Source organism: Sphingomonas sp. (genome assembly GCF_041661825.1).
Lineage (GTDB): Bacteria > Pseudomonadota > Alphaproteobacteria > Sphingomonadales > Sphingomonadaceae > Sphingomonas.
Genome location: NZ_JBAZTU010000003.1, coordinates 890967 through 914812, shown reverse-complemented (window position 1 = coordinate 914812; position 23846 = coordinate 890967). Strand labels below are relative to the sequence as shown.

The following is a 23846-nucleotide window of genomic DNA, read 5'->3' as shown; positions in this document are numbered from 1 at the left end:
ACATGTCGAAGCCGCTTAGCCTGGCGAGCTTGCTCCTCGTTTCCACCGCTCTGGTGTCCCCGGCGGCGTTCGCTCAGACGGCACCCGGCGCCACGCAGAGCTCCATGCCTGCGGCCGACCCCGCGACGGCTGCCGATCCGGCGCCGCAGCAGGAAGAGCAGGCTGATGTGTCCATCCCGGGTGGCGGCGACGATGCCGGCCCCGACATCGTCGTTGTCGGCCGTAACGTGCCCAACGTCGTGCGTGCCACGCCGCAGGTCGCCTCGGTGCTGTCGAGCGCCGACATCGCGCGGACGGGCGAGGGCGATATCGCCGGCGCGCTGACACGCGTCACCGGTCTCAGCGTGGTCGGCAACGGCTATGTCTATGTCCGCGGCCTGGGCGATCGCTATTCGCTGGCGCTGCTCAACGGCTCCCCGCTGCCCAGCCCGGAGCCGCTCAAGCGCGTCGTGCCGCTGGATATCTTCCCGACCAGCGTGATCGCCTCCTCCTATGTGCAGAAGAGCTATTCGGCCAATTTCCCCGGCGAGTTCGGCGGCGGCGTCATCAACCTGACGACCAAGGCGATCCCGCGCGAGGCTTTCCTGTCGGTCGGTGCCTCGGTCAGCGGCGATACCGTCACGACCGCGCAGCTCGGCTATACCTATGCCGGCAGCCGCCTCGACTGGACCGGATTCGACAACGGGACGCGCACGCTGCCGGCCAATTTCCAGGCCGCGCTGAACAGCGGCAAGCTGATCACTGTCGGTCAGGACTTCTCGGTCGAGCAGATCGGCCTGCTCGCGTCGAGCCTGTCGAATGCGCGCACCACCGTCCTGCAGCGCAACGACGATATCCCGGCCAATTTCTCGGGCGATGTCTCGGGCGGCGCCTCGATCAATCTCGGCGACACGCTGCTCGGCGTGATCGCCTCGGCCAGCATCGCCAACACCTGGCGCACGCGCCAGTCGCTGCAGCAGACTGCCGGTGCGGCCGATCTGTCCGTACCGGACAACAACTTCAACCGTGTGATCACTGACAATCGCGTCGTCGTCAGCGGCCTGCTCGGCCTCGGTCTCGAGTTCGACGAGAACAAGATCCGCTGGACCAATCTCTATATCCGCGACACGCTCAAGCAGGCGCGGCTTGGCGTCGGCAATCGCTTCATTTCGGCCGATCGCGACCTGATGGTCCAGGATACCGGCTGGTATGAGCGGCAGCTGATCGACACCCAGCTGACCGGCGAATTCCGCTTCGACAAGCTCAGCATCGATCTGCGCGGCGGCTATGCCAACACCCAGCGTGAGGCGCCGTATGAGCGCAGCTTCACCTATGTCCGCACCAACCAGCCGCTGACCTCGGATCCGACGGGCAACAAGTACGTCAACGATCTGGGTGGCAACAACCTGGAAGGCAACGCCTCGGTATCGTTCAGCGACCTGAACGAGAACCTCTACTCTGGCGGTGCCGATGTCTCCTACAAGATCACGCCGGAGATCACGGCCACGGTCGGCTATGCCTATTCGAATACCGATCGCACCTCGACCCGCCGCGATTTCACCTATCGCGGTTCGAACCTGCCGATCAGCGTGCGCCAGCTGCGGCCCGATTACCTGCTGTCCGACTACACGATCCAGTCCTACGACATCGTCCTGCTCGAAACCTCCGGCTCGGCGGGCACCGCGGCGTTCGAGGCCAAGCTTCTTACCCATGCCGGCTATGGCCAGCTCAAGGCTGAAGTGATCCCCGGACTGAAGTTCGACGTCGGCGTGCGCTACGAGAAGGCCACGCAGACGGTGCTGCCGCTCAACCTGTTCGGCACGGTCAGCACGGCGATCGTCGAGACCAATTTGAAGAACGATTACTGGCTGCCGGGCGGCACGGTGACCTGGGAAGTCGCCAACAACATGCAGATCCGTGCGAGCGCGTCGAAGACCCTCGCCCGGCCGCAGTTCCGCGAACTCGTGTCGCAAATCTATCTCGACACCGACTCCAACCGTCAGTTCCGTGGCAACCCCTCACTGGTCGACAGCAAGCTGACCAATGCCGAGGCGCGTTACGAATGGTTCTTCGGGCGTGACCAGCGCGTGATGCTTGGCGGCTTCTACAAGAAGATCGATCGCCCGATCGAAGCCTTCTCGTCCTTCAACTCGGACGGATCGGTCAACACCAGCTTCGCCAACGCACCCGAGGCGACGCTCTATGGTGCCGAGTTCGAAGCGCAGAAGCATTTCGATCTGGCTAACTGGTTCGGTGGCGATTTCTTCGCGAGCCGCCGCCTGGTGGCGATCGCGAACTACACCTGGTCCAAGTCGAAGTTGAAGGTCGAGGCCGGCGATCTCACGCTCGTCAACGGTACCGCGCTCGCCGCCGCCAACTTCTTCCGCGACGGCGCGCCGATGACCGGCCAGTCCGAGCATCTGATCAACCTGCAGCTCGGCATCGAGGACAAGGAGAAGCTGTCGCAGTTCACCTTCCTGGTGAACTATGCCAGCAAGCGCGTGACCAGCCGCGGCCCCTCGGGCCAGCCGGATATCTACGAACAGCCAGGCGTCGATTTCGACTTTGTCGCGCGTCAGGGTGTGAAGCTGTTCGGGCTCGATACCGAGCTGAAGTTCACCGCACGCAATATCCTGGGCACCAAATATCAGGAGTTCCAGGAACTGGGCGACAACAAGATCTTCTACAACCGCTACGATGTGGGCACGAAGTTCTCGCTGGGGATCGGCGTCAACTTCTGATCGCATAGTCAAAGGGGGAAGCTGGCCCCGGTCGCGCTGCGGCGCGGCCGGGGCTCTTTTTGTGCGGGTCGCAGCCTAGCCGGCCGCTTGGGCCTCGACGAGCGCCACTTCGCTCCCGGTTCTGGCCTCGCCGATATTGGGCTCGCCCTTGCCGGTGGCGATCAGGTCGCGAAGGCTGGCGATATAGGTCGTCCAGCCGTCCATGCAGATATCGTAGCATTCATAATCGGGGACGAGCCCGACATGTGTGAAGCGAACCTCGGTCCCGTCGTCCGTGCGCCCGATCTCGAAGATGATGTCGGTGCCTTTCCACTCGGTCGAGTCCCGGGTGAAGCTGAAATGATTGTCGAGCACGGTCCAGGCCACCTTCTTGCCCGGGACCATCTCGGTCACCATCAGGTCGCACCGGTGCAGGTCGAGCACGCTGTGGGTGAACCTGTCGCCCACCGTGTCGGCCTGGCCGGTGATACCGTCGGACCACCAGCCGCGGACATTGTTGATTGCCGCGACAACGGCGTCGGGGCTCTGGTCCACCGTGAAGCGGGTGGTGAAATTGCGATCGGTCATGATGTGTCTCCATTGCTGAATGATGTTGGCGAATGGGGGCCGGCGATGCCGGCCCTTTAGGTCAGTCGCCCTTGTTCGAGATGTGGACGTCGTTCGGGAAAGGCGCGCCGGTTCCCGTCTCGACCGATGCCTTGAGGCTCATCAGGAACGTCGCCCATTTGGTGGTGCAATGATGCATGAACTCGCTTGGCTCCTTCCAGCCCTGGTGCTTGAACAGGATGATGGTGAAATCGTCGTCCTGCGCGAGATCGAAGCTCACCTTGGTGCCGATCCAGACGTCCGGTCCGGCGACCACTTCCCACAGCACGCGCTTGCCGGGATCGAGTTCGAGTACCTTCATGTCGATGAAGCCGCGATCGGCGAAGCGGAAGTGGATGATCCCGCCAGTGGCGCTGTCGCCCGTCGTCTCATTGGTCCACCAGCCGGCCAGGCCGTCAAGCGTGGTCAGCGCCTTGTATGTTTCGATGGGCGACGCTTTGATCGCGACCTTGTGCAGAATATCGGGCATTTCAAATCTCCTTCGGGTTCGGGGCCGTCGTGCGGCTGTCCGATCGACTAAGGCCGGATGCGCGATGGGTGAGAGTTACAATCGTGGCGGGATTTGAATGGACTCGCTGATCACCGCCGCGGCGCGCGCGCTGGCGACCGGCGATCTCCTCGGGGCGCTGAAGCGGGTCGCGCTGCGCGAGGATGCGCCGGCGCTCGCGCTGCGCGGCATCGCCATGGCGCAGCTTGGCGAGCTCGACCGGGCAAAGCTGTTGCTGAAGCGGGCGGAACGCGCCTTCGGCCCGAAGGAAGTCGTGTCGCGGGCAAGGTGCGTCGTTGCGCAGGCCGAGATTGCCCTGGTGTCGCGCGATCTCGGCTGGCCGGCAAAGACTCTCGCGGCGGCTCGCGCCACGCTCGCGGCGCGGGGCGACATGCTGAACGCTGCGCATGCCGGACATCTCCAGATCCGTCGGCTCGTCCTGATCGGCCGCCTCGGCGAGGCCGAGCAGGCGCTGGCCGATCTCGATCCGCGGCCTTTCCCGCCAGCCTCGCGCGCTGCCCATGAGCTGGTGATCGCTGGGATCGCGATGCGCCGGCTCCACACCGCCACGGCACGTGCCGCCCTCGCCCGGGCGCGGCAGGCGGCGCGCTACGCGCTCATTCCCGGGCTCAGGGCCGAAGTCGAAAATGCTTCCCGCCTGCTCGACCAGCCAGCGGCGCGGCGCATTGCACAAGGAGAGGAGCGGTTGATGCTGCTCGAGGATGTCGAAGCGCTGTTCGCGACGGACATGCTTGTCGTCGACGCCTGCCGCTATGTCGTGCGGCAGGGCGAGACTCGAGTCTCGCTCGCGACGCGCCCGGTCCTGTTCGCGCTTGCCCGCGCGCTCGCGGAAGCATGGCCGGGAGACGTCACGCGGGATGTGCTCGTCCGGCAGGCCTTTCGTGCGAAGGAAGCCGACGAATCGCATCGCGCCCGATTGCGTGTCGAGATCGGTCGGTTGCGTCAGGAGATCGGCGCGTTCGCAGATATTGTCTCGACCCGGCAGGGATTCGCGCTGGTGCCGCAACACGGACTCGAGACAACGGTGCTGGCGCCACCGGTCGACGAGGAACATGCCGTTGTGCTGGCCTTTCTCGCTGACGGCGAGTCATGGTCGAGTTCGGCGCTGGCAATGGCGCTGGATACGAGCCAGCGCACGGTTCAGCGGGCGCTCGACGGGCTCGCGGCAGCCGGCAAGGCGCAGCCTTATGGCGGCGGGCGCGCCTGTCGCTGGGTCGCCCCGCCGCCCACCGGTTTCACGACAAGTTTGTTGCTCCCCGGCCCGCTGCCGGGCAGCTAGTCTTGCGCGGCAAATGGCAATTGGACGGAAAACATGAGACAGTCGGCAGCTGAAATCATTCGCGAATATGGCCCCTTTCCGGGCGTGGAGGCCGTGAACGGCGTCTCCTATGATGGCGAGAATGTCTGGTTCGCGGCCAGCGACAGGCTGAATGCGCTTGATCCGGCGAGCGGGGAGATCGTCCGGACGCTCGATGTCGCCGCGCACGCTGGAACCGCCTTTGACGGCGAGCATCTTTTCCAGATCGCCGAGGACCGCATCCAGAAGATCGATCCGAAGACGGGCAAGGTGCTCGCGACGATCCACGCGCCTGGCGCCGGTGGTGATTCGGGGCTCGCCTTTGCCGAAGGAATCCTCTGGGTCGGCGAGTATCGCGCCCGCAAGATCCACCAGGTCGATCCGGAAAGCGGGAAGGTCCTGCGCACCATCGAGTCCGACCGCTTCGTCACCGGCGTGACCTGGGCCGATGGCGATCTCTGGCATGGCACCTGGGAAGGCGACGACAGCGATTTGCGGCGCATCGATCCCGAAACGGGGGAGGTTCTGGAACGGATCGACATGCCCTCGGGGGCGATGGTCTCCGGCCTGGAATATGGCGACGACCGGTTCTTCTGCGGGGGCGGCGAGAGCGGCACGGTGCGCGCGGTCAGACGGCCGGGATAGCGATCGAGCCCCCAGCGCAGCCTCACTTTCCCGCCCTCGCGAAACTGCAACGCCTTGACCTGATTTCCGGGCTATCGTCTCGCAGCGGTTCAACGTTGCGATGGCTTCCTGACATGTCCTTTGTCCCAGCGCGCAGTCTAGCGCTCCTCCTGTGCATCCTGGGGAGCCCTGGAAGCCTCTGGCCGCATCCCGCCGGAGCGCCCGACATGGTGCCGGGCGCGACGACGACGCGGCAGGCGGATGGGGGAGCCCATCAGGCGCAGGTGGAGGTCAGGATATTGTCCGCGCCGCGCATCGTCAGTGGCACCGACGGCAAGCGACATATCGCCTATGAGCTGCGGATAACCAGCTTCTATTCGGGCGACGAGCCGCTGAAGCTGGTGCGCGTGGCCATCTATCCGGACAATGCCTCGGTCCCGCTGGAGACGATCGAAGGTGCCGCCATCCGCGCGCTTCTCGCGCGGCCCACGAAGGAAGATGAAGCAGCAAAGGGCATTCCGATCGCGTCGGGCCTCAGTCAGACGCTCTTTCTATGGCTGACATTGCCCCCTGGCGCACGGCCCGCTTCCCTCCGTCATCAATTGATCTTCGAGGCCGACAAGGCCGCGGTCGAGCGCGCCGACGACATTCGGATTCCAGTCCTCCCCGGTCTGCCGGTCAGGATCGGTCCGCCCTTGCGGGGAGGGCGCTGGATGGCAGTCGAGGGGCCAGGCAATCACCGCTCGCATCATTGGGGAAGCATGGTTGCGGTCGACGGCAAGCTCACCATCCCCCAGCGGTTCGCCATTGATTGGTTCGGGCTCGATAAGGAGAGTCATTCGATCCGCAGCCAACCTGACTCGCTCGCGTCGACTGTCGATGAGGATTGGGTAGGATATGACGCTGACGTCCTCGCCGTGGCCGACGGCGTGGTGGAAGATGCCCGCGACGGAATCCCCAACGGCAAGCCTTTGGCGCCCGAGGAGACGCCGGACGATCTTACCGCCCGAACCCTTTACGGCAACTTCGTGATCCTCAGGATCGCGCCGGGCGTTTATGTCCATTATGCGCATATGAAGACGGGCACTCTGACCGTCGGGATTGGTCAGCACGTGCGTCGTGGCATGGTTCTGGGCCGCCTGGGTCAGACCGGCAGTGCGGGGGCGCCGCATCTGCACTTCCACGTCAGCGATCGTCCAACGTTCGAGCAATCGGAGGGCCTGCCTTTCGTCGTCGATGCCTTCACCCTTCTCGGTCACGGAAAGATCGAGGACAGTTTCGATACGACGAAGCACACCGACCTGCAGTCGCCGTCGGCAAAGGTCCGCCGGTTCGAGCTACCGCTCGACGGCAGCGTGGTGGCTTTTCCATGAATCGGCCTGGTGCGATGGCGTTGGTGGCTCGCAGCGTCCTCGCGGAGGTGGATTCTAGGGATTGGCAGCGCAGCCTGACGCTACTCCTCAGGCCCAGCCCCAGGGTTTCTCCCGAAACCACTTCGTGATCACATACTTCACACCGCTGCGCACCTTCATCCCCTGATGGATCGTCGCGGGATTCAGGCTGCCATCCGGCCGGCGGTTGTTCCAGGCCAGCAGCTTGCCCGTTTCCGGTTGGACGATCTTGTCGATCGTCTTGAAGCGCGTAGCGCCGCCTGCTTCGGGCTCGTTGAGATAGATCATCACCGTCCAGGTGCGGTTGCCGGCGACGCCGCAATAGCGCTCATAATCCACGCCCGACGGTTCGAAATAGTCGGTATGGCCTTTGAACTCCTGGCCCACCGCATAGCGTTGACCCTGCATCGGCTCGCCGAACACCGGATTCAGGCCGGTAAAGGCCATGATCTTCGTCTCGACCTCGGCCACCACTGGATCGAGCGGGTCGAGATCGCAGGTCTCGCTGGTCCGGAAGGCGGCATCGCCATTGTCGTCGGAGATGGTCGACGGTCGCCGGGTTGAATCGATTCGCGCGATCACGGCCGCGCAGGTTTCGGGATTGAGGAAGCCGCGGCGCAGGAACAGGGTCAGCTTCGGGCTCGGCACGCGCTGCACGCCCGGCTTGCCGGTGAGATGCGCGGTCAGTCCTTCGGACGGGAGGCCCGATCCGAACGGACTGGGCAGGGGGGTGTTTTCGGGGGCATCGGCCATGGCGGCGCTGATGCCAAAAACCGCGGGTCTTTTCCAGCATGACAACCTATACATGTTGCGTCTCGGAAGGTTCACAGGAACGACGTACGACTGTAACAATCGCCGCCTAGCAGGTTCGCGATCGGGGATTTTTCCGCATGCGTTTGGTTCTGGATGCGCGGGCACGCGCGCTGTTGCGGCGGCTGCCCCGTACCAACGTCTATACGGCGCTTGAGCTGCTGTTGCTCGTGGCGCTGGCGGTGCAGTGCGCCCGGCTGTTCTGGGTGCTGGTCACCCCCGTGGGGGCGCTCGGCCCGTGGCAGCCGGTGCGACCGGGCTTTTCGGGTTCGCCGACCGCGGTGCTGCAGGGCTTCGATCCGTTCTTCCGGCTGAGCGGCGGCGCTGACAACAAGACGGTGGTGGTGACGTCGCTCCAGCTCACCTTGTTCGGTACACGCGTGAACGAGGCGATGGGCGGCGGATCGGCGATCATCGCCGGCCCCGACGGCGTCCAGCAGAGCTTCGCGGTGGGCGATGAGATCAGCCCGGGCGTACGGCTCAAGGCCGTGGCCTTCGATCATGTCACGATCGATCGCGGCGGCGCTGCCGAGGATCTGTTCCTCGACCAAAGCGGCGCGGTCGAGCCGGTCGCGCCGCCGCCGTCGGACACCGTGCCATCGCTGCTGCCGAACGCGCCGAATCTGCCCGCGTTGCCCAATGCGCCCCCCAATGCGCCGGGCGCCAGGGCCGGACTGTCGCCGGCCCAGCTCCGCGCCGATATCGGCTTCATCCCGCGCGTCGACGGCGGCAAGATCAGTGGCCTGGTCGTGCGCCCGCAGGGCTCCGGCGCCGCTTTCCGCCAGGCCGGATTGCGCGAAGGCGATGTCATCACCGCGATCAATGGTCGCGCCGTGACGGGCCAGGGCGATATGGAACAACTCGGCGCGCAGATCGGCAAGGGCGGCAGCGTCCCCGTCACGGTCGAGCGCGGCAACGACACCCTTTCCCTCACCATCACGATCGCGGGCCAATGAAAAAGCTGATCCTTGCTCCCGTCCTCGCCGCCGTGCTGATCAGCACGGTCTCCGCGCAGACGACGATGAATGTGCGCGATGCCGATATCCGCGCCTTCATCGCCGATGCTGCGCGGGTCACGGGACGAACCTTCATCATCGACGCCAGAGTCCAGGGCAAGGTGACCGTCGTCACTGACCGGCCACTGTCGCGCTCCGAGTATTTCGAGGTGTTCCTGTCGACCCTGCGGGCGAACGGCCTGGTCGCGGTGCCGACCTCGAACGGCGCGTTCCGCATTCAGCCGAGCGACAATTCGGCGTCCCAGCCGAGCCGGATCGGATCGGCCGGTGCCGCGCGCAACAGCCTGGTGACGGAGATCGTCCGACTCCGCGCGATCGATGCGGCCTCGGCCGTCGATACCGTCCGGGCGCTGGTCAGTGCGCAAGGGTCGGTCACCGCCAATCGCGGTGGCAATTCGGTCGTGATCGTCGATTTCGCCGACAATGTCCGCCGCGTCCGTGAAGTGCTGCGCCGGATCGATACCGACAACAACGCCACCCGCGTCATCGCGCTCAAAAATGCCGGTGCGCGCGAGATCGCGACGGCTCTCCAGGCGCTGATCGGCTCGGGCGGGCAGGGCGCTACCCCTGCCAACGGCCAGAGCGTCAGCGTCGTGGCGATCGTCGGGTCGAACTCGGTTGCGCTACGAGGCGATCCCGCGTCGGTGGCGCGCCTCGCCGCGGTGGCGGAAGATCTCGACCGGCGCGCGAAGAATGGCACCGAAATCAAGGTCGTCTTCCTCGAAAATGCGGATGCCGAGCAGCTCCTGCCGGTCCTCCAGCAACTCGTCGGCCAGACGCCGAGCCAGCCGACGCAGAGCAACTCCCTCTCGCGCTCCAATTTCGGCGGCACCGGCAACAACGACAGCCAGACGTCGAACACGCCCGCGCCCATGCAACAGGCCGCGCCCGCTGCGGTCAGCGGCGGCACCGGCCAGCCCGCGATCGTCGCCGAGGGTGGCCGCACCGCCGCAGTGGTGACTCGCTTCACCGGCGCCAACGCGATCGTCATTGCCGCGCCCGCCGAAGTGCAGCGCCAGCTCGCCGAAGTGGTCCGCCAGCTCGACACGAGACGCGAGCAGGTACTGGTCGAGGCAATCGTCGCCGAGGTGTCCGATGCGACCGCGAGCAAGCTGGGTGTGCAGTTCCTGCTCGCCGGCCTGCCGGGCAGCGGGGTTCCGACCTTTGCCACCGCCTACAGCAATTCAGCGCCCAATTTGCTGACCATCGCCGGCGCGATCGGCGCGCGCGAACTCGCAACCAGCACGACGACCGTCAACGGCACCACTACGGTCACCACCAACGGCAGCGCGGTGGGCGATTCGCTCGCACAGTCGGCGCTCAACTCGATCCTGGGTGCGTCGGGCGGCTTTGGCGGCGGCGCATTCAATATCGGCAAGGACGCGATCTTCGGCACGATCATCAGCGCGGTAAAATCCGACACCACGTCGAACCTGCTCCAGGCCCCGTCGCTGACCACGCTCGACAACCAGCCCGCGCGCATCCTGGTCGGCCAGGAAATCCCGATCACGACCGGCCAGGCGCTTTCGACCAATTTCGACAACGCCTTTCGCACGGTGCAGCGCGAGAATGTCGGCATCCAGCTCGAGGTGCGGCCGCAGGTCAATTCCTCGGGCGCGATCAAGCTGTTCCTGCACCAGCAGGTCAGCAGCATCGCGGGGCCGGTATCGAGCGACAATAGCGACCTGATCCTCAACAAGCGCGAGGTCGAGACCACCTTGACCGTCGACGACGGCCAGATCGCGATCATCGGCGGCCTGCTCAGCGACGACGAGCGCCGCACGATCGAGAAGGTCCCATTCCTCGGTGACCTGCCCGGCATCGGCGCGCTGTTCCGCTCCAAGGCGAAACAACGGACCAAGACCAATCTGATGATCTTCATCCGCCCGACCGTGCTGCGCACGCCGGAGGACAGCCGGAAGGTGACGGAGCGGCGCTACGGCTATCTTCGCCTGCAGCAGGCGGGGCAGAATCCCGATGCCGAGCCGAGCATTGACCAGCTGGTGCGCGACTATATGGGGGCCGCCGCACCGCTGCCGCCGGCAGGCCAGGACGGCAGCATCGAGGATCCGCGCGTTGCCGTGCCGGTGATGCGCAATTCGACGAAGATCATACGGCCGAAGGACAAATGATGCACATCGCCCCAGGCAATGCGGAGGACGCGGTGGAGCCATTGGTGCTGGCTGAAGGCAGCGCGCTGCCCGATCGCATGATCGCCATTCCCTATGGTTTCGCCCGGCGCTTCGGCGTCGCGCTGGAAATCGGCGACGGTAGCCATCTCTCGATCGCCATGCGCGAAGGATCGGATCCGAAGGTCCTGCTCGAGCTGCGCCGCCATCTCGCCCGGCCGTTCGACGTCAGCTTCGTGACGCCTGAGGATTTCGACCGCCTCCTGTCGGATCGCTATGCGATGGACGGCCAGGCCGCGGCCGTCGCCGCCGGCACGCTGGGGCTGGGCGACGAGCTGGACCTGCTCGCGGGTGATCTGCCGACTGCGGACGACCTGCTCGACACCGCCGACGATGCCCCCGCGATCCGCCTGATCAACGGCATCATCGCCGATGCCGCGCGCAACGGCGTGTCGGATATCCATATCGAGCCCTATGAGACCGGCTTGGTCGTGCGCATGCGCATCGACGGCGTGCTGCGCGAGACTCTGCGCATGCCGCCGCATGTCGCGCCGGTGGTGGTCAGCCGCGTCAAGGTCATGGCCCGCCTCGACATCGCCGAACGCCGTATCCCGCAGGACGGCCGCATCGGCCTGACGTTGGGCGGCAAGCTGCTCGACGTCCGCGTCTCGACCCTGCCGAGCCGGGCGGGCGAACGCGTGGTGCTGCGTATCCTCGACAAGGAGAATGCCGGGATCACGCTCGACGTGCTCGGCATGACCGCCGCGATCAACACCATGCTGAAGGGCGCGCTGTCCGAGCCCAACGGCATCATCCTCGTCACCGGCCCGACCGGTTCGGGCAAGACGACCACGCTCTATGCCGCGCTCCGCCTGCTCAACGACGGCAGCCGCAACATCCTGACGGTCGAGGATCCGGTCGAATATGCCATGGACGGCATCGGCCAGACTCAGGTGAACCCCAAGGTCGGCCTGACCTTCGCGGCCGGGCTGCGCGCGATCCTGCGCCAGGATCCCGATGTGGTGATGGTCGGCGAAATCCGCGACCGCGAGACCGCCGAGATCGCGGTCCAGGCCTCGCTCACCGGCCATCTCGTGCTCTCGACCGTCCACACCAACGACGCGGTCGGTGCGATCACCCGCATGCGCGACATGAAGGTCGAACCGTTCCTGCTCGCCTCGACGCTCCGCGCGGTCATCGCCCAGCGCCTCGTCCGCAAGCTGTGCGAGCATTGCCGCCGCCCGGTCCAGGCCAGTGGCTCGGTCTCGGCACTGCTCGGCTTCGATGTCGGCGCCGTGGTCTATGAACCCGTCGGGTGCGAGCAGTGCCAGGGCTCGGGCTTCAAGGGTCGGATCGGCGTCTTCGAGGCGATCCGCGTCGACGAAACGATCCGCCGCCTGATTAACGATGGCGGCGACGAGGCGATCATCGCGCGCCACGCCTTCCTCCACTCGCCCAATCTCGGCTCCGCCGCACGCCAGCTGGTGCGCGAAGGCCTGACCACGCCCGAGGAAGCCGTGCGCGTCTCGCGCCGCGACATGGCCGATGTCGAAGCGCCTTTGGTGGTGGACGCGCCGTCGAATGGCTGATTTCGACTATCTGGCAATCGACACGCGCGGTCGTGAGACAAGGGGGCATATCGCCGCCGAGTCGATCGACGATGCGCGCGTCCTGCTGGATCGCAAACGCCTCTATGTCGTGAAGGTCGAGGCCGGATCGGGCCCGGCCCAGCGCGGCAAGCCCTTGCTCGCCGACCTGCGCTTCGGCGCGAAGAAGATGAGCGCGAAGCAGCTTGCCCTGTTCACCCGTCAGCTCGCCACGCTCAACCGCGTCTCCCCGCTGGAGGAATCGCTCCGCACCATCACGCGCCAGACCGAACAGGAAACGGTCCGTACGATCGTCTCGGCGGTGCATGCCGGCGTGGTCGAGGGCCGCCGCCTGGCCGAGGCGATGGGCCGCGAGCCGAAGAGCTTTCCGCCGCTCTACCGTGCGATGGTCTCGGCCGGCGAGCGTTCCGGCTCGCTGCCGGTGATCCTCGAACGCCTGTCGGTGCTGCTCGAACGCCAGGCCGAGATCAACGGCAAGATCATCACCACGCTCGCTTATCCCGCCGTGCTCGCCGTCGTCGCGATGGGCGTGGTGACCGCGCTGATGATGTTCGTGGTGCCCCAGGTGGTCGAGCAATTCGATACGGTCGGGCAGGAACTGCCGCTGCTGACCAGGATCGTGATCGGCATCTCGGCATTGCTGGTCGGCTATTGGTGGGCGATTCTGATCGGCTTTGCCGTGATCGGCCTCGGCATATGGCAGGCGCTCAAGGACCCGGGGATCCGGCTCGCTTTCGACAGCTGGATCCTGAAGCTGCCGTTGCTCGGCCGCCTGATCCGCGACCTTCACGCGGCGCGCATGGCGCGCACCCTCGCGACGATGGTCGCCAGTCGCTTGCCGTTGCTCGAAGGCCTGACGCTCACCGCGGGCACGATCCACAACCGCCGACTCAAGCTCGCCTCGGACGAGATCGTCGAATCGATCCGCGGCGGCGGCAGCCTGTCGGCGGCGATGCGCCGCGCCGGGGTATTTCCGCCCTTGCTCACCTATCTCGCCGCGTCGGGCGAGACGGCCGGCCAGCTCGACGACATGCTCGAACGTGCCGCGGACTATCTCGAGCGCGAATTCGACCGCTTCACTGCCACTGCGCTGTCGCTGCTCGAGCCCGCGATCATCGTGCTGATGGGCGGAATCGTCGCGACCATCGTTCTTTCCATCCTGCTGCCGATCCTGCAGCTCAACACGCTCGCCGGCCAGTGAAGTCGGCAATGAGGACTGCCATGAAGACTCCCCGAAAAGCTCCGATCCGGAAGCGTCAGCGTGAAGCGGGCTTCACGCCCGTTCGGCGCTCCGCCGAACACGGCTTCACGCCCGTGAGGCGTTCCGCCGAACACGGCTTCACGCTTGTCGAGCTGATGGTCGTGATCGTCATCCTCGGCCTGCTCGCGACGATCGTCGCGGTCAACGTCATCCCGAGCGGCGAGAAGGCCAAGGTCATCAAGGCGAAGAGCGACATCTCGACGATCGAGGGCGCGCTCGACACCTACAAGCTGCACAACGACGTCTATCCGACGACGAGCCAGGGCCTGCAGGCGCTTGTCACGGCGCCCGCCGGTGCCGATCCGTCGAAATATCAGCGCGGCGGCTATATCAAGCGCCTGCCCAACGACCCCTGGGGCCGCCCTTATCTCTATGCTTCGCCCGGCCAGCATGGCGACGACGACATCTGGACGCTCGGCGCGGATAACAAGGAAGGCGGCGAGGGTGCCGACGCCGATATCGGCAGCTGGCAGTAATTGCGCCAGGCGCTCGCCCCTGAAACGCGCACTCGCGCCAACGATCGCGGCTTCACGCTGATCGAACTGATGATCGTCATCACGATCATCGGGCTGGCATCGGCTGTAGTCGTCTGGGCGCTGCCTGATCCGCGCGGCCGGCTGCTCGACGAGGCGACGCGGTTCGCGGCGCGGACGCGCGCGGCGCAACAATCGGCGATCGTCGGCGCGCGGCCGGTAAGCGTGTGGGTCACGGGCGGCGGCTATGGCTTCGACGAGCGTACCCGCGGCGCCTGGGCGCCCATCGCCGAGAAGCCGCTGCGCGTGACGAGCTGGGGCAAGGGTACGCGTGCGGTGGTGACCGATACCGGCGGCCGCCAGCGCATCATGTTCGACACGACCGGTCTCGCCGACCGGCCACTCGATATAAGGCTGAAGCGCGACGCGGAGGAAGTATCCGTGAAGATCGCCCCCGACGGCTCCGTGAAGGTGGGCGGCTGATGAAGGCCCGGGGGTATATTCTTCGTTGGCGTTCCGCCGAACACGGCTTCACGCTGATTGAAATGATGGTCGCGCTGGCGGTGTTCAGCCTGGCCGCGCTCGCGCTGATCCGGCTGGAGGGTGCGACGATCCGCGGCACCTCGATCCTCGATTCGACCCTGACCGCGCAGATGGTCGCCCGTAATGTCGCGATCGAGGCGATGACCGACGCCAAACCGCCCACGATCGGCATCGCCAGGGGCGTCGAGCAGAATGGCGGCAAGGCCTGGACCTGGACCCGCGAGACCCGCGCGACCGCCGATGCCCGCATCCTGCGCATCGATGTGCAGGTCGCCGACGCCGCGGGCAACCGCCAGGGCCACCTCACCGTCGTGCGCGTCGCGACGATCGGGGGCGCGGCATCATGAAGCGCTCCGCCGAACACGGCTTCACACTTGTCGAGGTCATGATCTCGCTGATGATCTTCGGCCTGCTCGCGGCCGCAGGCGTGTCGCTGCTGTCATTCAGCGTACGGGCCCAAGCCGCGACCGACCGGAAGCTCGACGACGTGCAGGCGCTCAACCGCCTCTCCTCGGCACTGGCCGGCGATCTCGCCCAGGCGACCGAACGCCAGACCCGCAACGAGGCCGGCGACCTGATGCCCGCCTTTGCCGGCGAATCCGGATCGGGCACCGCGCCGATGCTCCGCCTCGTCCGCGCCGGCTGGAGCAATCTCGATGCCGCGCCGCGCCCGGGCGAGCAGAAGGTCGAATATCGCGTTGCCAATGGTGCGCTCGAACGAGTCGCCTATCCGATGCTCGACGGCGCCCAGCCGCTCGCACCGGCGGTAATGCTCACCAATGTCCGCCAGGTCGCGCTCCGCTACCGCATCAACGGCGCCTGGAGCGACCATTGGCAGGGCACGCCGATCTACGCGCTGCCCCAGGCGATGGAGATGCGCATCCTGCGCGATGACGGGGTCGAGTTCCGGCAGATGTTCCTGGTCGGCGCGGGCTATGGCAAGCGGAAGGCGCCCGATGGGAGCTGAACGGGTCTCCGAACGCGGCGCGGCGCTGCTCACGGTGCTGCTGCTCGTCGCGCTGATCGCGGTGCTGGCCGGCACCGCGCTCGAAAAGCTGCGCCTCGCGACCAGGCTGGGCGGCAATGCCGTTGCGATGGATCAGGCGCGTGCCTATGGCCTCGCCGCCGAGACGCTGGCCCTGACCAAGGTCAGCGACCTGCTCGCGCGCGACGCCAGCCGAGTCACGCTCGCCGGCGGCTGGAGTGGCCGGGCGATCCCGCTGCCGGTGCCGGGCGGCCTCGCCACCGCGAGAGTGGTGGATGGCGGCAATTGCTTCAATCTCAACAGCCTGGTCGTCGAGACCACGCCCAACACCTATTCCGCTTATACCCCGTCGCGCATCCAGTTCGCCCGCCTGATCCGGCTTGTCGGCGGGCCCAGCGCCTCGGCCGAATCGATCGCCGCCGCCGCTTCCGACTGGATCGACAGCGACACCAGCCCGATCGATCTCGGCGCCGAGGACGCAAGCTATGGCGGCCAGTCGACGCCCTATCGCACCGCCAACACGCTGATGACCGACCCAAGCGAATTGCGCGCGGTGGCAGGTGTCACACCGCAGATTTATGCGAAGCTCCAGCCCTGGCTCTGCGCGCTCCCGCTCGCCAAGCCGTCGAAGATCAACGTCAACACCTTGCTCCCGGAACAGGCACCCTTGCTCGCGATGCTCATGCCCGACACGATGACGGTTGAGGCCGCCCGCCAGGTGCTGCTGCGCCGCCCGCCCAATGGCTATGAAAGCCCCTCCGCTTTCTGGAAGCTGCCGTCGCTCAGCGCGATCACCCCGCCGCCCGACGCCTTTGCGCAGACCGCCGTCACCACCGGCTGGTTCAAGCTGCAGGTCGATGTGACGCTGGGCGGCGCCGAACTCGAACAACATGCGCTGATCGACGCGACGGAGCTTCCCGCGCGGCTCGTCTCGCGGCACTGGGGCGAGCCGTCATGACCGATTCGCTCACCCTCTTCCTGCCCACGGGCACCGCGCCCTGGCGCTGGCTGCGCATCGCCGACGGCGCGGTCGCCGCGCGGGGCGAAGGGCTGCCCGATCTTCCCGGTGCTGATGCCGAGCCGCCGATCGTCATCGTCCCGGCGGAAGCTGTCACGCTGCACTGGGCCGAACTGCCCGATCGCTCGACCGCGCAGGCGGTAACCGCCGCCCGCATGCTGGTCGGTGACGCGAGCGCGGCGCCGATCGGCGACCTGCACGTCGCTGTTGGGCGCGAGGGCGAGCATGCCGAACGGCCGATCGCCGTCGTCTCCGCCGCGCAGATGCGGGCATGGCTTGAAACGCTCGCGGCGCACGGCGTCGATCCGGCGATGCTCGTGCCGTCGCCGATGCTGTTGCCCCGGCCCGACCAGGGATATCTTCGCGCCGATCTGGGCGGGGAGGGCGTGGTGCGTGGCCCGACCAGTGGATTTGCGGATGAGGCGCGGCTGACCGAACTGGTCACCGGCGGTGTCGCGCCGACGGTGCTCGGTCGCGACGAGCTGGAAGTCGCCATCGCCGCGGCGCTGGCCTCGCCCGCGCTCGATCTTCGCCAGGGACCGTTTGCGCGGCGCCGGCGCTTCGCGATCGACTGGGGCCTGATCCGCCGGCTTGCCTGGCTGTCGGTCGCGATCCTTGGCCTGACGCTGCTGATCAGCCTGGTGCAGATCATGAAATACAGCTTCGCCGCCGATTCGCTCGAACGCCAGGCCGATCTGGTCGCGCGCCAGGGCCTGCCGCGCGGCGAGACGATCAACAATGCCGATCGCCAGCTCGATGCGCGCCTGTCGGGGCTGCGCGGCGGCGGGGCGGGTTTCAGTCGCACCACGGCGGCCGTCTACGCCGCCGTCCGCTCGGTAGCGGGCGCCGAGCTGCGCGGGCTTTCGTTCGAGGCGAATGGCGATCTGCGCGTCTCGGTCGCGACCGAGAATGAGGGGCAAGTGAATGACCTCAAATCGCGGATCGAATCCTATGGCTTTGTCGTGAAGGCCGGCGTGTTCGCGTCGGCTGCGGGCCGGTTGACCGGCGAGATGACGGTGAGTGCGCGATGATCGAGCGGTTCCGCCTCTGGTTCGCCGGACGCTCCTTGCGCGAGCGACGGCTGCTGCTGGTGATGTTCGCCTTGCTCGCGCTGACCATCGTCTGGGCCGGCATCATCCGCCCGGTGACCGACGGCCTGTCCTCCGCGCGCGAGCGCCATACCGACGCGCTGATCCGCCTCGCCGAGACCCAGGCGCGGGTGAAGGAGCTCGAGGCGATCCAGCGCCAGCGGCCAGCCCCGCTCGAGGCACAGCTCGACACCGTGATCCGCGACCGTGCGAACGAGGCTGGCTTCGCGCTGGCCAGCGTGACGCCGGACGGGCCGAATCGCGTGCAGATCACGATCGCGACGGCGCGGCCCGGACCGTTGCTCGGCTGGATCGCGGGGCTCGAATCGGCCGGTATCCTGGTCGATTCCCTGTCGACCGCCGACAATGGCGACAAGACGGTGTCGGCGCAGATCTCGCTCAAGGTGCGCGGGCAATGAGGCGGATTCGCCTGACGACGGGGCCCCGGGCCTTTTTCGGCGCGGCTTTCGTGATCGCGCTGATCGTCTTCCTGCCGCTTCGCCTTGCCATGGGCTGGTTCGATCTGGGCAATACCGGGCTCACGGCGCGTCAGGTCAGCGGGAGTCTCTGGTACGGCACCTTGCGCGAGGCGAGCTTCGGCGGCGTCGCGCTGGGCGATCTCCGTGCCCGGCTGTCGCCGATCCAGCTGCTGGTCGGGCGAGCGCGAATCGATCTGTCAGGGCCCGGCAGGGACGCGGCACGACCGTTCCGGGGCGCGATCGGCGTCAGCCGCCACAGCTTCGGGATCGACGATCTCACCGCGACTCTGCCCGCAGGCAATGTCTTCGCGCCGGTGCCGGTCTCGGCGCTGGATTTCGACGATCTCAGCGTTCGGTTCCAGGACGGCAATTGTCAGAAGGCCGAAGGACGGGTCCGCGCGACCATCTCGGGCGATCTGGCCGGCATCAATCTCGGCCAGGGCATGACCGGCACCGCCCGGTGCGACGCCGGCGCACTGCTGCTGCCGCTCGCCAGCCAGGCCGGAACCGAGACGGTTGCGCTACGCCTTTGGGGCACTGGCCGCTTCCGGGGCGAGCTTACGGTACAGCCGAGCGACCCTGCGGTGGTGGAGAAGCTCGTGCTCGCCGGTTTCCAGGCGACACCCGCCGGCTATACGCTTTCGATCGAGGGACGCTTCTGACGCCCGTGATTTGGAAGCGGGCGGAGCTGCCCAAGGTTCTGCCGATGCCAAGCATCGGCGGAAAGGCAGCGAAGGGTGGTGCAGCGATAACGAAAACGCTAATCTTGACGATGCCATGTTTCGCCCGCTAGGGGCGCTGGCTCTGCGGCGATCGTAGTTCAATTGGTTAGAGCGTCGGCTTGTGATGCCGGATGTTGCGGGTTCAAGTCCCGTCGGTCGCCCCATTTTTTCATCAGCCAGGAAAATCGCGTGACCAGCGGCTGGGGCTTCCCCGATTTCGACGACCATGAGGGCGTGCACCTCTTCACCGATCCGGCTTCCGGCCTTCAGGCGGTCATCGCGATCCACTCGACCGCGCTCGGCCCGGCAGCGGGCGGCGTGCGCTTCTGGCATTATGCCGACAGCGACGGCGCGATCACCGACGCGCTGCGCCTCTCGCGCGGCATGAGCTTCAAGAACGCCATGGCCGGCCTGCCCATGGGCGGCGGCAAGGGCGTTGTGCTTGCGGCGAATCCGGGCGATTCGATCACCGTCCCCCAGCTTGAGGCATTCGGCCGTGCGGTCGAATCGCTCGGCGGACGTTATGTGACGGCCGAGGATGTCGGTATGTCCGAAGCAAGCATGAAGACCATCGCCACCATGACGCGCCACGTCTCCGGCCTGCCGGTGGCCGCGGGCAGCGCGGGCGGCGATCCCGGACCGTTCACCGCGATGGGCGTGTATCTCGGCGTGAAGGCGGCGGCGAAGCGCGGTCTGTCGGCCGACTCCATGAAGGGCGTGCATGTCGCGGTCCAGGGCGTCGGCAGTGTCGGCGGCGGGCTCGCCCGATTGCTCGCCAGGGACGGCGCGCGCCTGACCCTTGCCGACGTCAATGCCGACAAGGCAGCGGCGCTCGCGGCCGAGCTCGGCGCCGAGACCGCCGCGGCGGACGCCATCCTCGGGATCGAGGCGGACGTGATCAGCCCCAACGCCCTCGGCGCGATCCTCACCGCTGAATCGATCGCGGCGCTGCGAACCAGTGTCGTCGCCGGCGGGGCGAACAATCAGCTTGCGACCAAAGGCGACGGCGCTCGGCTGGCCGATCGCGGCATCCTCTATGCGCCGGATTACGTCATCAACGCGGGCGGCATCATCAATGTCGGCCTCGAATATCTCGGCCAGGGCGACCAGGCCGAGGTCGAAGCCCGGATCGCGCGCATCCCCGATCGCCTCGTCGAGGTGTGGGATGAAAGCGACCGCACCGGCGCGCCCGCGTCCGACGTGGCGGACATGATCGCAAGGCGCCTGATCGGAAGGGTCTCGTAGAGCGACGCCCGCTAAATCTACTTTGCTTCCCCGACGAAGGCCGGGGTCCAGTCGGAAAGGTCGTTATTACGGCGTGCAGCGCTCACGATCGTCCCCCAACTGGACCCCGGCCTTCGCCGGGGAAGACAAGATTTTGCGCGGGATCCGGCACTGCGATTATGATGATCCAACGCCCGGCAATTTATAAAACCGCACGGCATTATTATAAAAAATATCCCGCTTCTGCTCCTCGCTGAGGAACGCGGCCGACTCCACTCCCTCGATCGCCAGGCCGATCGCATCGGGCCAGTACATATGGTCCGATCCGAACATGATGCGCTTGCCGAAACCCGCATCGACGAACTTGTGCAGATAATCGTGGAAGTGCGGGCGCGGCATGAGCCAGTCGAGCGCCCCGGTATCGATGTTCACGTTCGGATACAGCATCAGCATGGCCAGCGTATCGTCGAGATAGGGCCAGCCGCCATGCATCAGGTTGATCCGCAGCTTCGGATGCCGGTTGAGCACCTCCTCGATCAGCCCGGGATTGCCGAGGCGCGCGCGGGCCGTCCGGCAGCAGGGATCGAAGGGCGTCCCTTCCGGCATCGTCCCTGTGTGCAGCGCCACGGGAATGTCGAACTCCTCGGCCAGCGCGAGATAGGGCTCATATATCGGGTCGCTGAGCGACAGGCCGGCATATTGGGACGTGACTTCGCCGAGCACGCGCAGCGTGCCTGTGGAAAAGGCCGTTCGCAGCGTGTCGAGCGGCGGCAGCGGCGTATCTGCCGACCCGCGAATGCCCGCGCCCGCGACGAATCGATCGGGGTCGCGGTCATGCCAGTCGGTCGCTGCCTTCAGCCGGTCGCCATCGCCGCCGCTGACGATTCCCCGGACCACATTGTGCCGCTTCATCTCGGCGATGCAGGCCGACAGGTGATCCGCCCCGTTGCGGATCGGGCTCTTTGCGCCCGTGATCGGATTGACGATCGGGTTGGGGAACGGCGTCGCTGCCGGATAGGCGTGCATATGCACGTCGATGATCGGCGGGCCCTCAGGGGCGTTGGCGGTCAGCGTGCCGGGCAGGGCGACGGTGGCGATAGTGGCCCCGCTCAGTTTCAGGAAATTCCTGCGTCCGATCTGCATTCCAGCACTCCCGATCCCGTGAATAGCCGGCGGCTCGGCGCCACCGACGATCGGGATCTATCCGGGGCCTTGCTGGCGGGAAATGACCTCGGAGGTCATGGTCGCGCAACAGGCTGAAATGCAGCCGCGTTCGCGGACATCCTGGCTGACGATCAGGAGTCCATCGCTTCCACATTGGCGAGAACGCGGCGCAGCAGGTCGAGCAGCGTATCGACCTCTACTGCCGACAGGCCGCGCGTCGCTTCCCTGTTCCCCTGTTCGAGAATGGCGCGTCCCGCTGGCAATCTGGCAATCGCGTCCTCGGTCAGTGATACGAGGCTGCTGCGCCGATCGCCTGGATCGGGCTCGCGACGAATAATGCCGTCCCGTTCCATTCGGGCGAGAAGCTGCGCCATGGTCGGCTGCTCGACCTTTGCCCATTGCGCCAGCTCGGTCTGCGATCGTCTGGCGCCATCCTTGAGCGCGGTCAGCACCGGCAATTGCGCGGTCGCGAAGCCGATCTCCCGGAGCCTCGTATCCCCAACCCGTGCCATGCCGCGCGCGATCCGGCTGAAATAATGACCCGGGGTCCTCATCGGATTCCAAACGCTGTCGGGCATTGCATAGGGGCCTATGTTTAATGTATAGGCACCTATGTACATAAGGGATCTCGATATGACAACCAATCCGCTAATCGCCATCATCGGGGGAGGGCCCGGCGGGCTCATGCTGGCCCGGCTGCTCAACGTCCGCGGCGTCGCCGCCACGGTGTTCGAGCGCGATGCCCATGCCGACGAACGGCCGCAGGGCGGCTCGCTCGATCTCCACGCCGAAACCGGGCAGCGGGCGATGCGCGCGGCGGGGCTGGAGCACGAATTCTCCGCCGAGGCGCGGCCCGAGGATCAGGGCGACCGACTCTATGATGCCGATGGCACCCTCCTGTTCGATCGCGACGGCACCGGCGACGACAGGCCGGAAATCGATCGCACGGCGCTGCGTCGGATTCTGCTTGAGTCGCTGCCCGTTGGTACCGTGCGGTGGGCGAGCGGCGTCGAGGCGATCCGCTCGGGCGCGGACGGCCGGTACGAGGTCGACACCGGCGGTTTCGTGGAGTCGTTCGATATCGTCGTCGGGGCGGATGGTGCCTGGTCGCGGGTGCGATCTTTATTGTCCTCGGCCCGCCCCGAATATGAAGGGGTGACCTTGGTGGAACTGGGTTTCGACACGCAGCGCCACCCCGGGGTGGATGCGCTGGTCGGCAGCGGCAAGATGTTCGCGATCGGCGACGACCGGGTCCTGATCGGGCAGCGCAACGGTCACGGCCATATTCGCGGCTATGTCGGTGCGCGCATGTCCGAAACCGCGGCTTTGGCCCTGGCGGGCCTGCCGGCGGAGCATGTTCGGGCCGAGATGCTGCGTGTCTTTGCCGGTTGGGCTCCCTCGCTCCTGGATCTGATCGAGACCGGCGACGTGCTCGCGGTCCGGCCGCTGCATGCGCTGCCGATCGGCCATCGCTGGGCGACGCGGCAGGGCCTCACCCTCCTTGGCGACGCCGCGCATCTGATGTCCCCGTTCGGGGGCGAAGGGGTCAATCTGGCGCTCGCCGATGCCATGGATCTCGCCGACGCGCTCGTGTCGGGCGAGGGCTGGCCGGCGGTGGCGCGATACGAGGCGGCCATGACGGAACGCGCGATCCCGGCGGCGGAAGGCGCGGCAGAAGGGTTGCATGCCACGGTTTCGACCGGTGGCGTCGCGACGGTGCTCGATCATTACCGATCGCGCGTCCAACCCGTGGCCTGATTCAACCGCCCGCCACGGCAGCGTAGGATGCTCTCCCCGCCGGTGTATGCCGGCGAATCCGGAGCATCGGACGTGACACTACAGCGCGGCAGGCCGCATCTATTGTTCAGTACAGCAAAAGCAGTACTTAACCGACTCTCACATTGTGCAAGGTTTCGTGTAGACGGGGTTCCGAATCTGTTCGGTTCGCTCTTCGTGGCTATCCAACAGGATTTCTCGACGCCGGCGCAGGGCGAAAATAACGCCCGATGTGAGAGATACGTTGATCGACTCTCACATTCCAATTTTTACTGGTCGATTTTCCCCTCGTTCCGGCACGAATACTTCGCACCCATATTGCCGGCGATCCTGCGCCGTCCGATGGTGGTCAAGGTGGTGGCATCTCATAACGCGCGGTTGAGTAGCACCCCAACTCGCTCTAGA

The 23846-nt window shown here is 66.3% G+C and carries 23 protein-coding genes and 1 tRNA gene; 19 read left to right on the top strand and 5 right to left on the bottom strand.

Annotation, left to right across the window (positions count from 1 at the left end):
- Positions 1-2 precede the first annotated feature (2 nt).
- Positions 3-2720, top strand: coding sequence for a TonB-dependent receptor domain-containing protein (locus WC729_RS17240; RefSeq protein WP_372854958.1), 2718 nt, complete (start codon positions 3-5; stop codon positions 2718-2720).
- Positions 2721-2795: 75 nt separating this feature from the next.
- On the opposite strand, the gene WC729_RS17235 is transcribed toward WC729_RS17240, so the two are convergent.
- Entirely contained in the window at positions 2796-3287 is a 492-nt protein-coding gene (locus WC729_RS17235; protein WP_372854956.1) for an SRPBCC domain-containing protein, read from the bottom strand.
- A gap of 61 nt (positions 3288-3348) precedes the next feature.
- The gene (locus WC729_RS17230; protein ID WP_372854954.1) at positions 3349-3795 is read right to left on the bottom strand and encodes an SRPBCC domain-containing protein; all 447 of its coding nucleotides are present in this window, start codon (positions 3793-3795) and stop codon (positions 3349-3351) included.
- A gap of 97 nt (positions 3796-3892) precedes the next feature.
- Between WC729_RS17230 and WC729_RS17225 the strand changes: the two genes are divergently transcribed.
- From WC729_RS17225 to WC729_RS17215, 3 genes are all read left to right on the top strand, one after another.
- Entirely contained in the window at positions 3893-5113 is a 1221-nt protein-coding gene (locus WC729_RS17225; protein ID WP_372854952.1) for a helix-turn-helix domain-containing protein, read from the top strand.
- Between the two features lie 33 nt (positions 5114-5146).
- Positions 5147-5776, top strand: coding sequence for a glutamine cyclotransferase (locus WC729_RS17220; protein ID WP_372854950.1), 630 nt, complete (start codon positions 5147-5149; stop codon positions 5774-5776).
- Between the two features lie 206 nt (positions 5777-5982).
- Entirely contained in the window at positions 5983-7128 is a 1146-nt protein-coding gene (locus tag WC729_RS17215) for a M23 family metallopeptidase (RefSeq protein ID WP_372854948.1), read from the top strand.
- Positions 7129-7215: 87 nt separating this feature from the next.
- On the opposite strand, the gene WC729_RS17210 is transcribed toward WC729_RS17215, so the two are convergent.
- On the bottom strand, positions 7216-7899 hold the full coding sequence (locus WC729_RS17210) for a prolyl hydroxylase family protein (protein WP_372854946.1): 684 nt from the start codon (positions 7897-7899) through the stop codon (positions 7216-7218).
- Between the two features lie 137 nt (positions 7900-8036).
- On the opposite strand from WC729_RS17210, the gene WC729_RS17205 reads away from it, so the two are divergent.
- The 14 genes from WC729_RS17205 to WC729_RS17140 all read left to right on the top strand — a co-directional run bounded on the left by WC729_RS17205 (position 8037) and on the right by WC729_RS17140 (position 20522).
- Positions 8037-8912: a type II secretion system protein N gene (locus tag WC729_RS17205; RefSeq protein WP_372854944.1), complete on the top strand. Its 876-nt coding sequence runs from the start codon at positions 8037-8039 to the stop codon at positions 8910-8912.
- The gene (gene gspD / locus WC729_RS17200) at positions 8909-11104 is read left to right on the top strand and encodes a type II secretion system secretin GspD (protein WP_372854942.1); all 2196 of its coding nucleotides are present in this window, start codon (positions 8909-8911) and stop codon (positions 11102-11104) included. Before WC729_RS17205 ends, gspD begins: the two co-directional genes overlap by 4 nt.
- Before the next feature lie 77 nt (positions 11105-11181).
- Positions 11182-12690, top strand: coding sequence for a GspE/PulE family protein (locus WC729_RS17195; RefSeq protein WP_372855495.1), 1509 nt, complete (start codon positions 11182-11184; stop codon positions 12688-12690).
- On the top strand, positions 12683-13909 hold the full coding sequence (gene gspF, locus WC729_RS17190; RefSeq protein WP_372854940.1) for a type II secretion system inner membrane protein GspF: 1227 nt from the start codon (positions 12683-12685) through the stop codon (positions 13907-13909). The genes WC729_RS17195 and gspF overlap by 8 nt, the downstream gene beginning before the upstream one ends.
- Positions 13910-13929: 20 nt before the next feature.
- On the top strand, positions 13930-14445 hold the full coding sequence (gene gspG / locus WC729_RS17185) for a type II secretion system major pseudopilin GspG (protein WP_372854938.1): 516 nt from the start codon (positions 13930-13932) through the stop codon (positions 14443-14445).
- On the top strand, positions 14446-14925 hold the full coding sequence (locus WC729_RS17180) for a GspH/FimT family pseudopilin (protein WP_372854936.1): 480 nt from the start codon (positions 14446-14448) through the stop codon (positions 14923-14925).
- Positions 14925-15332, top strand: coding sequence for a type II secretion system minor pseudopilin GspI (gene gspI, locus WC729_RS17175; protein WP_372854934.1), 408 nt, complete (start codon positions 14925-14927; stop codon positions 15330-15332). Before WC729_RS17180 ends, gspI begins: the two co-directional genes overlap by 1 nt.
- Positions 15329-15952: a type II secretion system minor pseudopilin GspJ gene (gspJ, locus tag WC729_RS17170; RefSeq protein WP_372854932.1), complete on the top strand. Its 624-nt coding sequence runs from the start codon at positions 15329-15331 to the stop codon at positions 15950-15952. The genes gspI and gspJ overlap by 4 nt, the downstream gene beginning before the upstream one ends.
- Complete coding sequence (gene gspK, locus WC729_RS17165) at positions 15942-16928, top strand: type II secretion system minor pseudopilin GspK (RefSeq protein ID WP_372854930.1); 987 nt, start codon at positions 15942-15944, stop codon at positions 16926-16928. Before gspJ ends, gspK begins: the two co-directional genes overlap by 11 nt.
- The gene (gene gspL / locus WC729_RS17160) at positions 16925-18019 is read left to right on the top strand and encodes a type II secretion system protein GspL (protein ID WP_372854928.1); all 1095 of its coding nucleotides are present in this window, start codon (positions 16925-16927) and stop codon (positions 18017-18019) included. Before gspK ends, gspL begins: the two co-directional genes overlap by 4 nt.
- A complete protein-coding gene (gene gspM / locus WC729_RS17155) occupies positions 18016-18495 on the top strand; it encodes a type II secretion system protein GspM (protein ID WP_372854926.1) in 480 nt (159 codons plus the stop codon). Before gspL ends, gspM begins: the two co-directional genes overlap by 4 nt.
- On the top strand, positions 18492-19217 hold the full coding sequence (locus tag WC729_RS17150; protein ID WP_372854924.1) for a type II secretion system protein N: 726 nt from the start codon (positions 18492-18494) through the stop codon (positions 19215-19217). The genes gspM and WC729_RS17150 overlap by 4 nt, the downstream gene beginning before the upstream one ends.
- Positions 19218-19364: 147 nt before the next feature.
- Positions 19365-19441 (top strand) — tRNA-His (locus WC729_RS17145).
- Between the two features lie 25 nt (positions 19442-19466).
- Positions 19467-20522: a Leu/Phe/Val dehydrogenase gene (locus WC729_RS17140; protein ID WP_372854922.1), complete on the top strand. Its 1056-nt coding sequence runs from the start codon at positions 19467-19469 to the stop codon at positions 20520-20522.
- 156 nt (positions 20523-20678) lie between these two features.
- Here WC729_RS17140 and WC729_RS17135 read toward each other — a convergent pair whose 3' ends face one another.
- The gene (locus tag WC729_RS17135) at positions 20679-21644 is read right to left on the bottom strand and encodes an amidohydrolase family protein (protein ID WP_372854920.1); all 966 of its coding nucleotides are present in this window, start codon (positions 21642-21644) and stop codon (positions 20679-20681) included.
- A 152-nt stretch (positions 21645-21796) separates the two neighbouring features.
- On the bottom strand, positions 21797-22219 hold the full coding sequence (locus WC729_RS17130; RefSeq protein WP_372854918.1) for a MarR family winged helix-turn-helix transcriptional regulator: 423 nt from the start codon (positions 22217-22219) through the stop codon (positions 21797-21799).
- A 79-nt stretch (positions 22220-22298) separates the two neighbouring features.
- On the opposite strand from WC729_RS17130, the gene WC729_RS17125 reads away from it, so the two are divergent.
- On the top strand, positions 22299-23423 hold the full coding sequence (locus tag WC729_RS17125) for an FAD-dependent oxidoreductase (protein WP_372854916.1): 1125 nt from the start codon (positions 22299-22301) through the stop codon (positions 23421-23423).
- Positions 23424-23846: the final 423 nt, after the last annotated feature.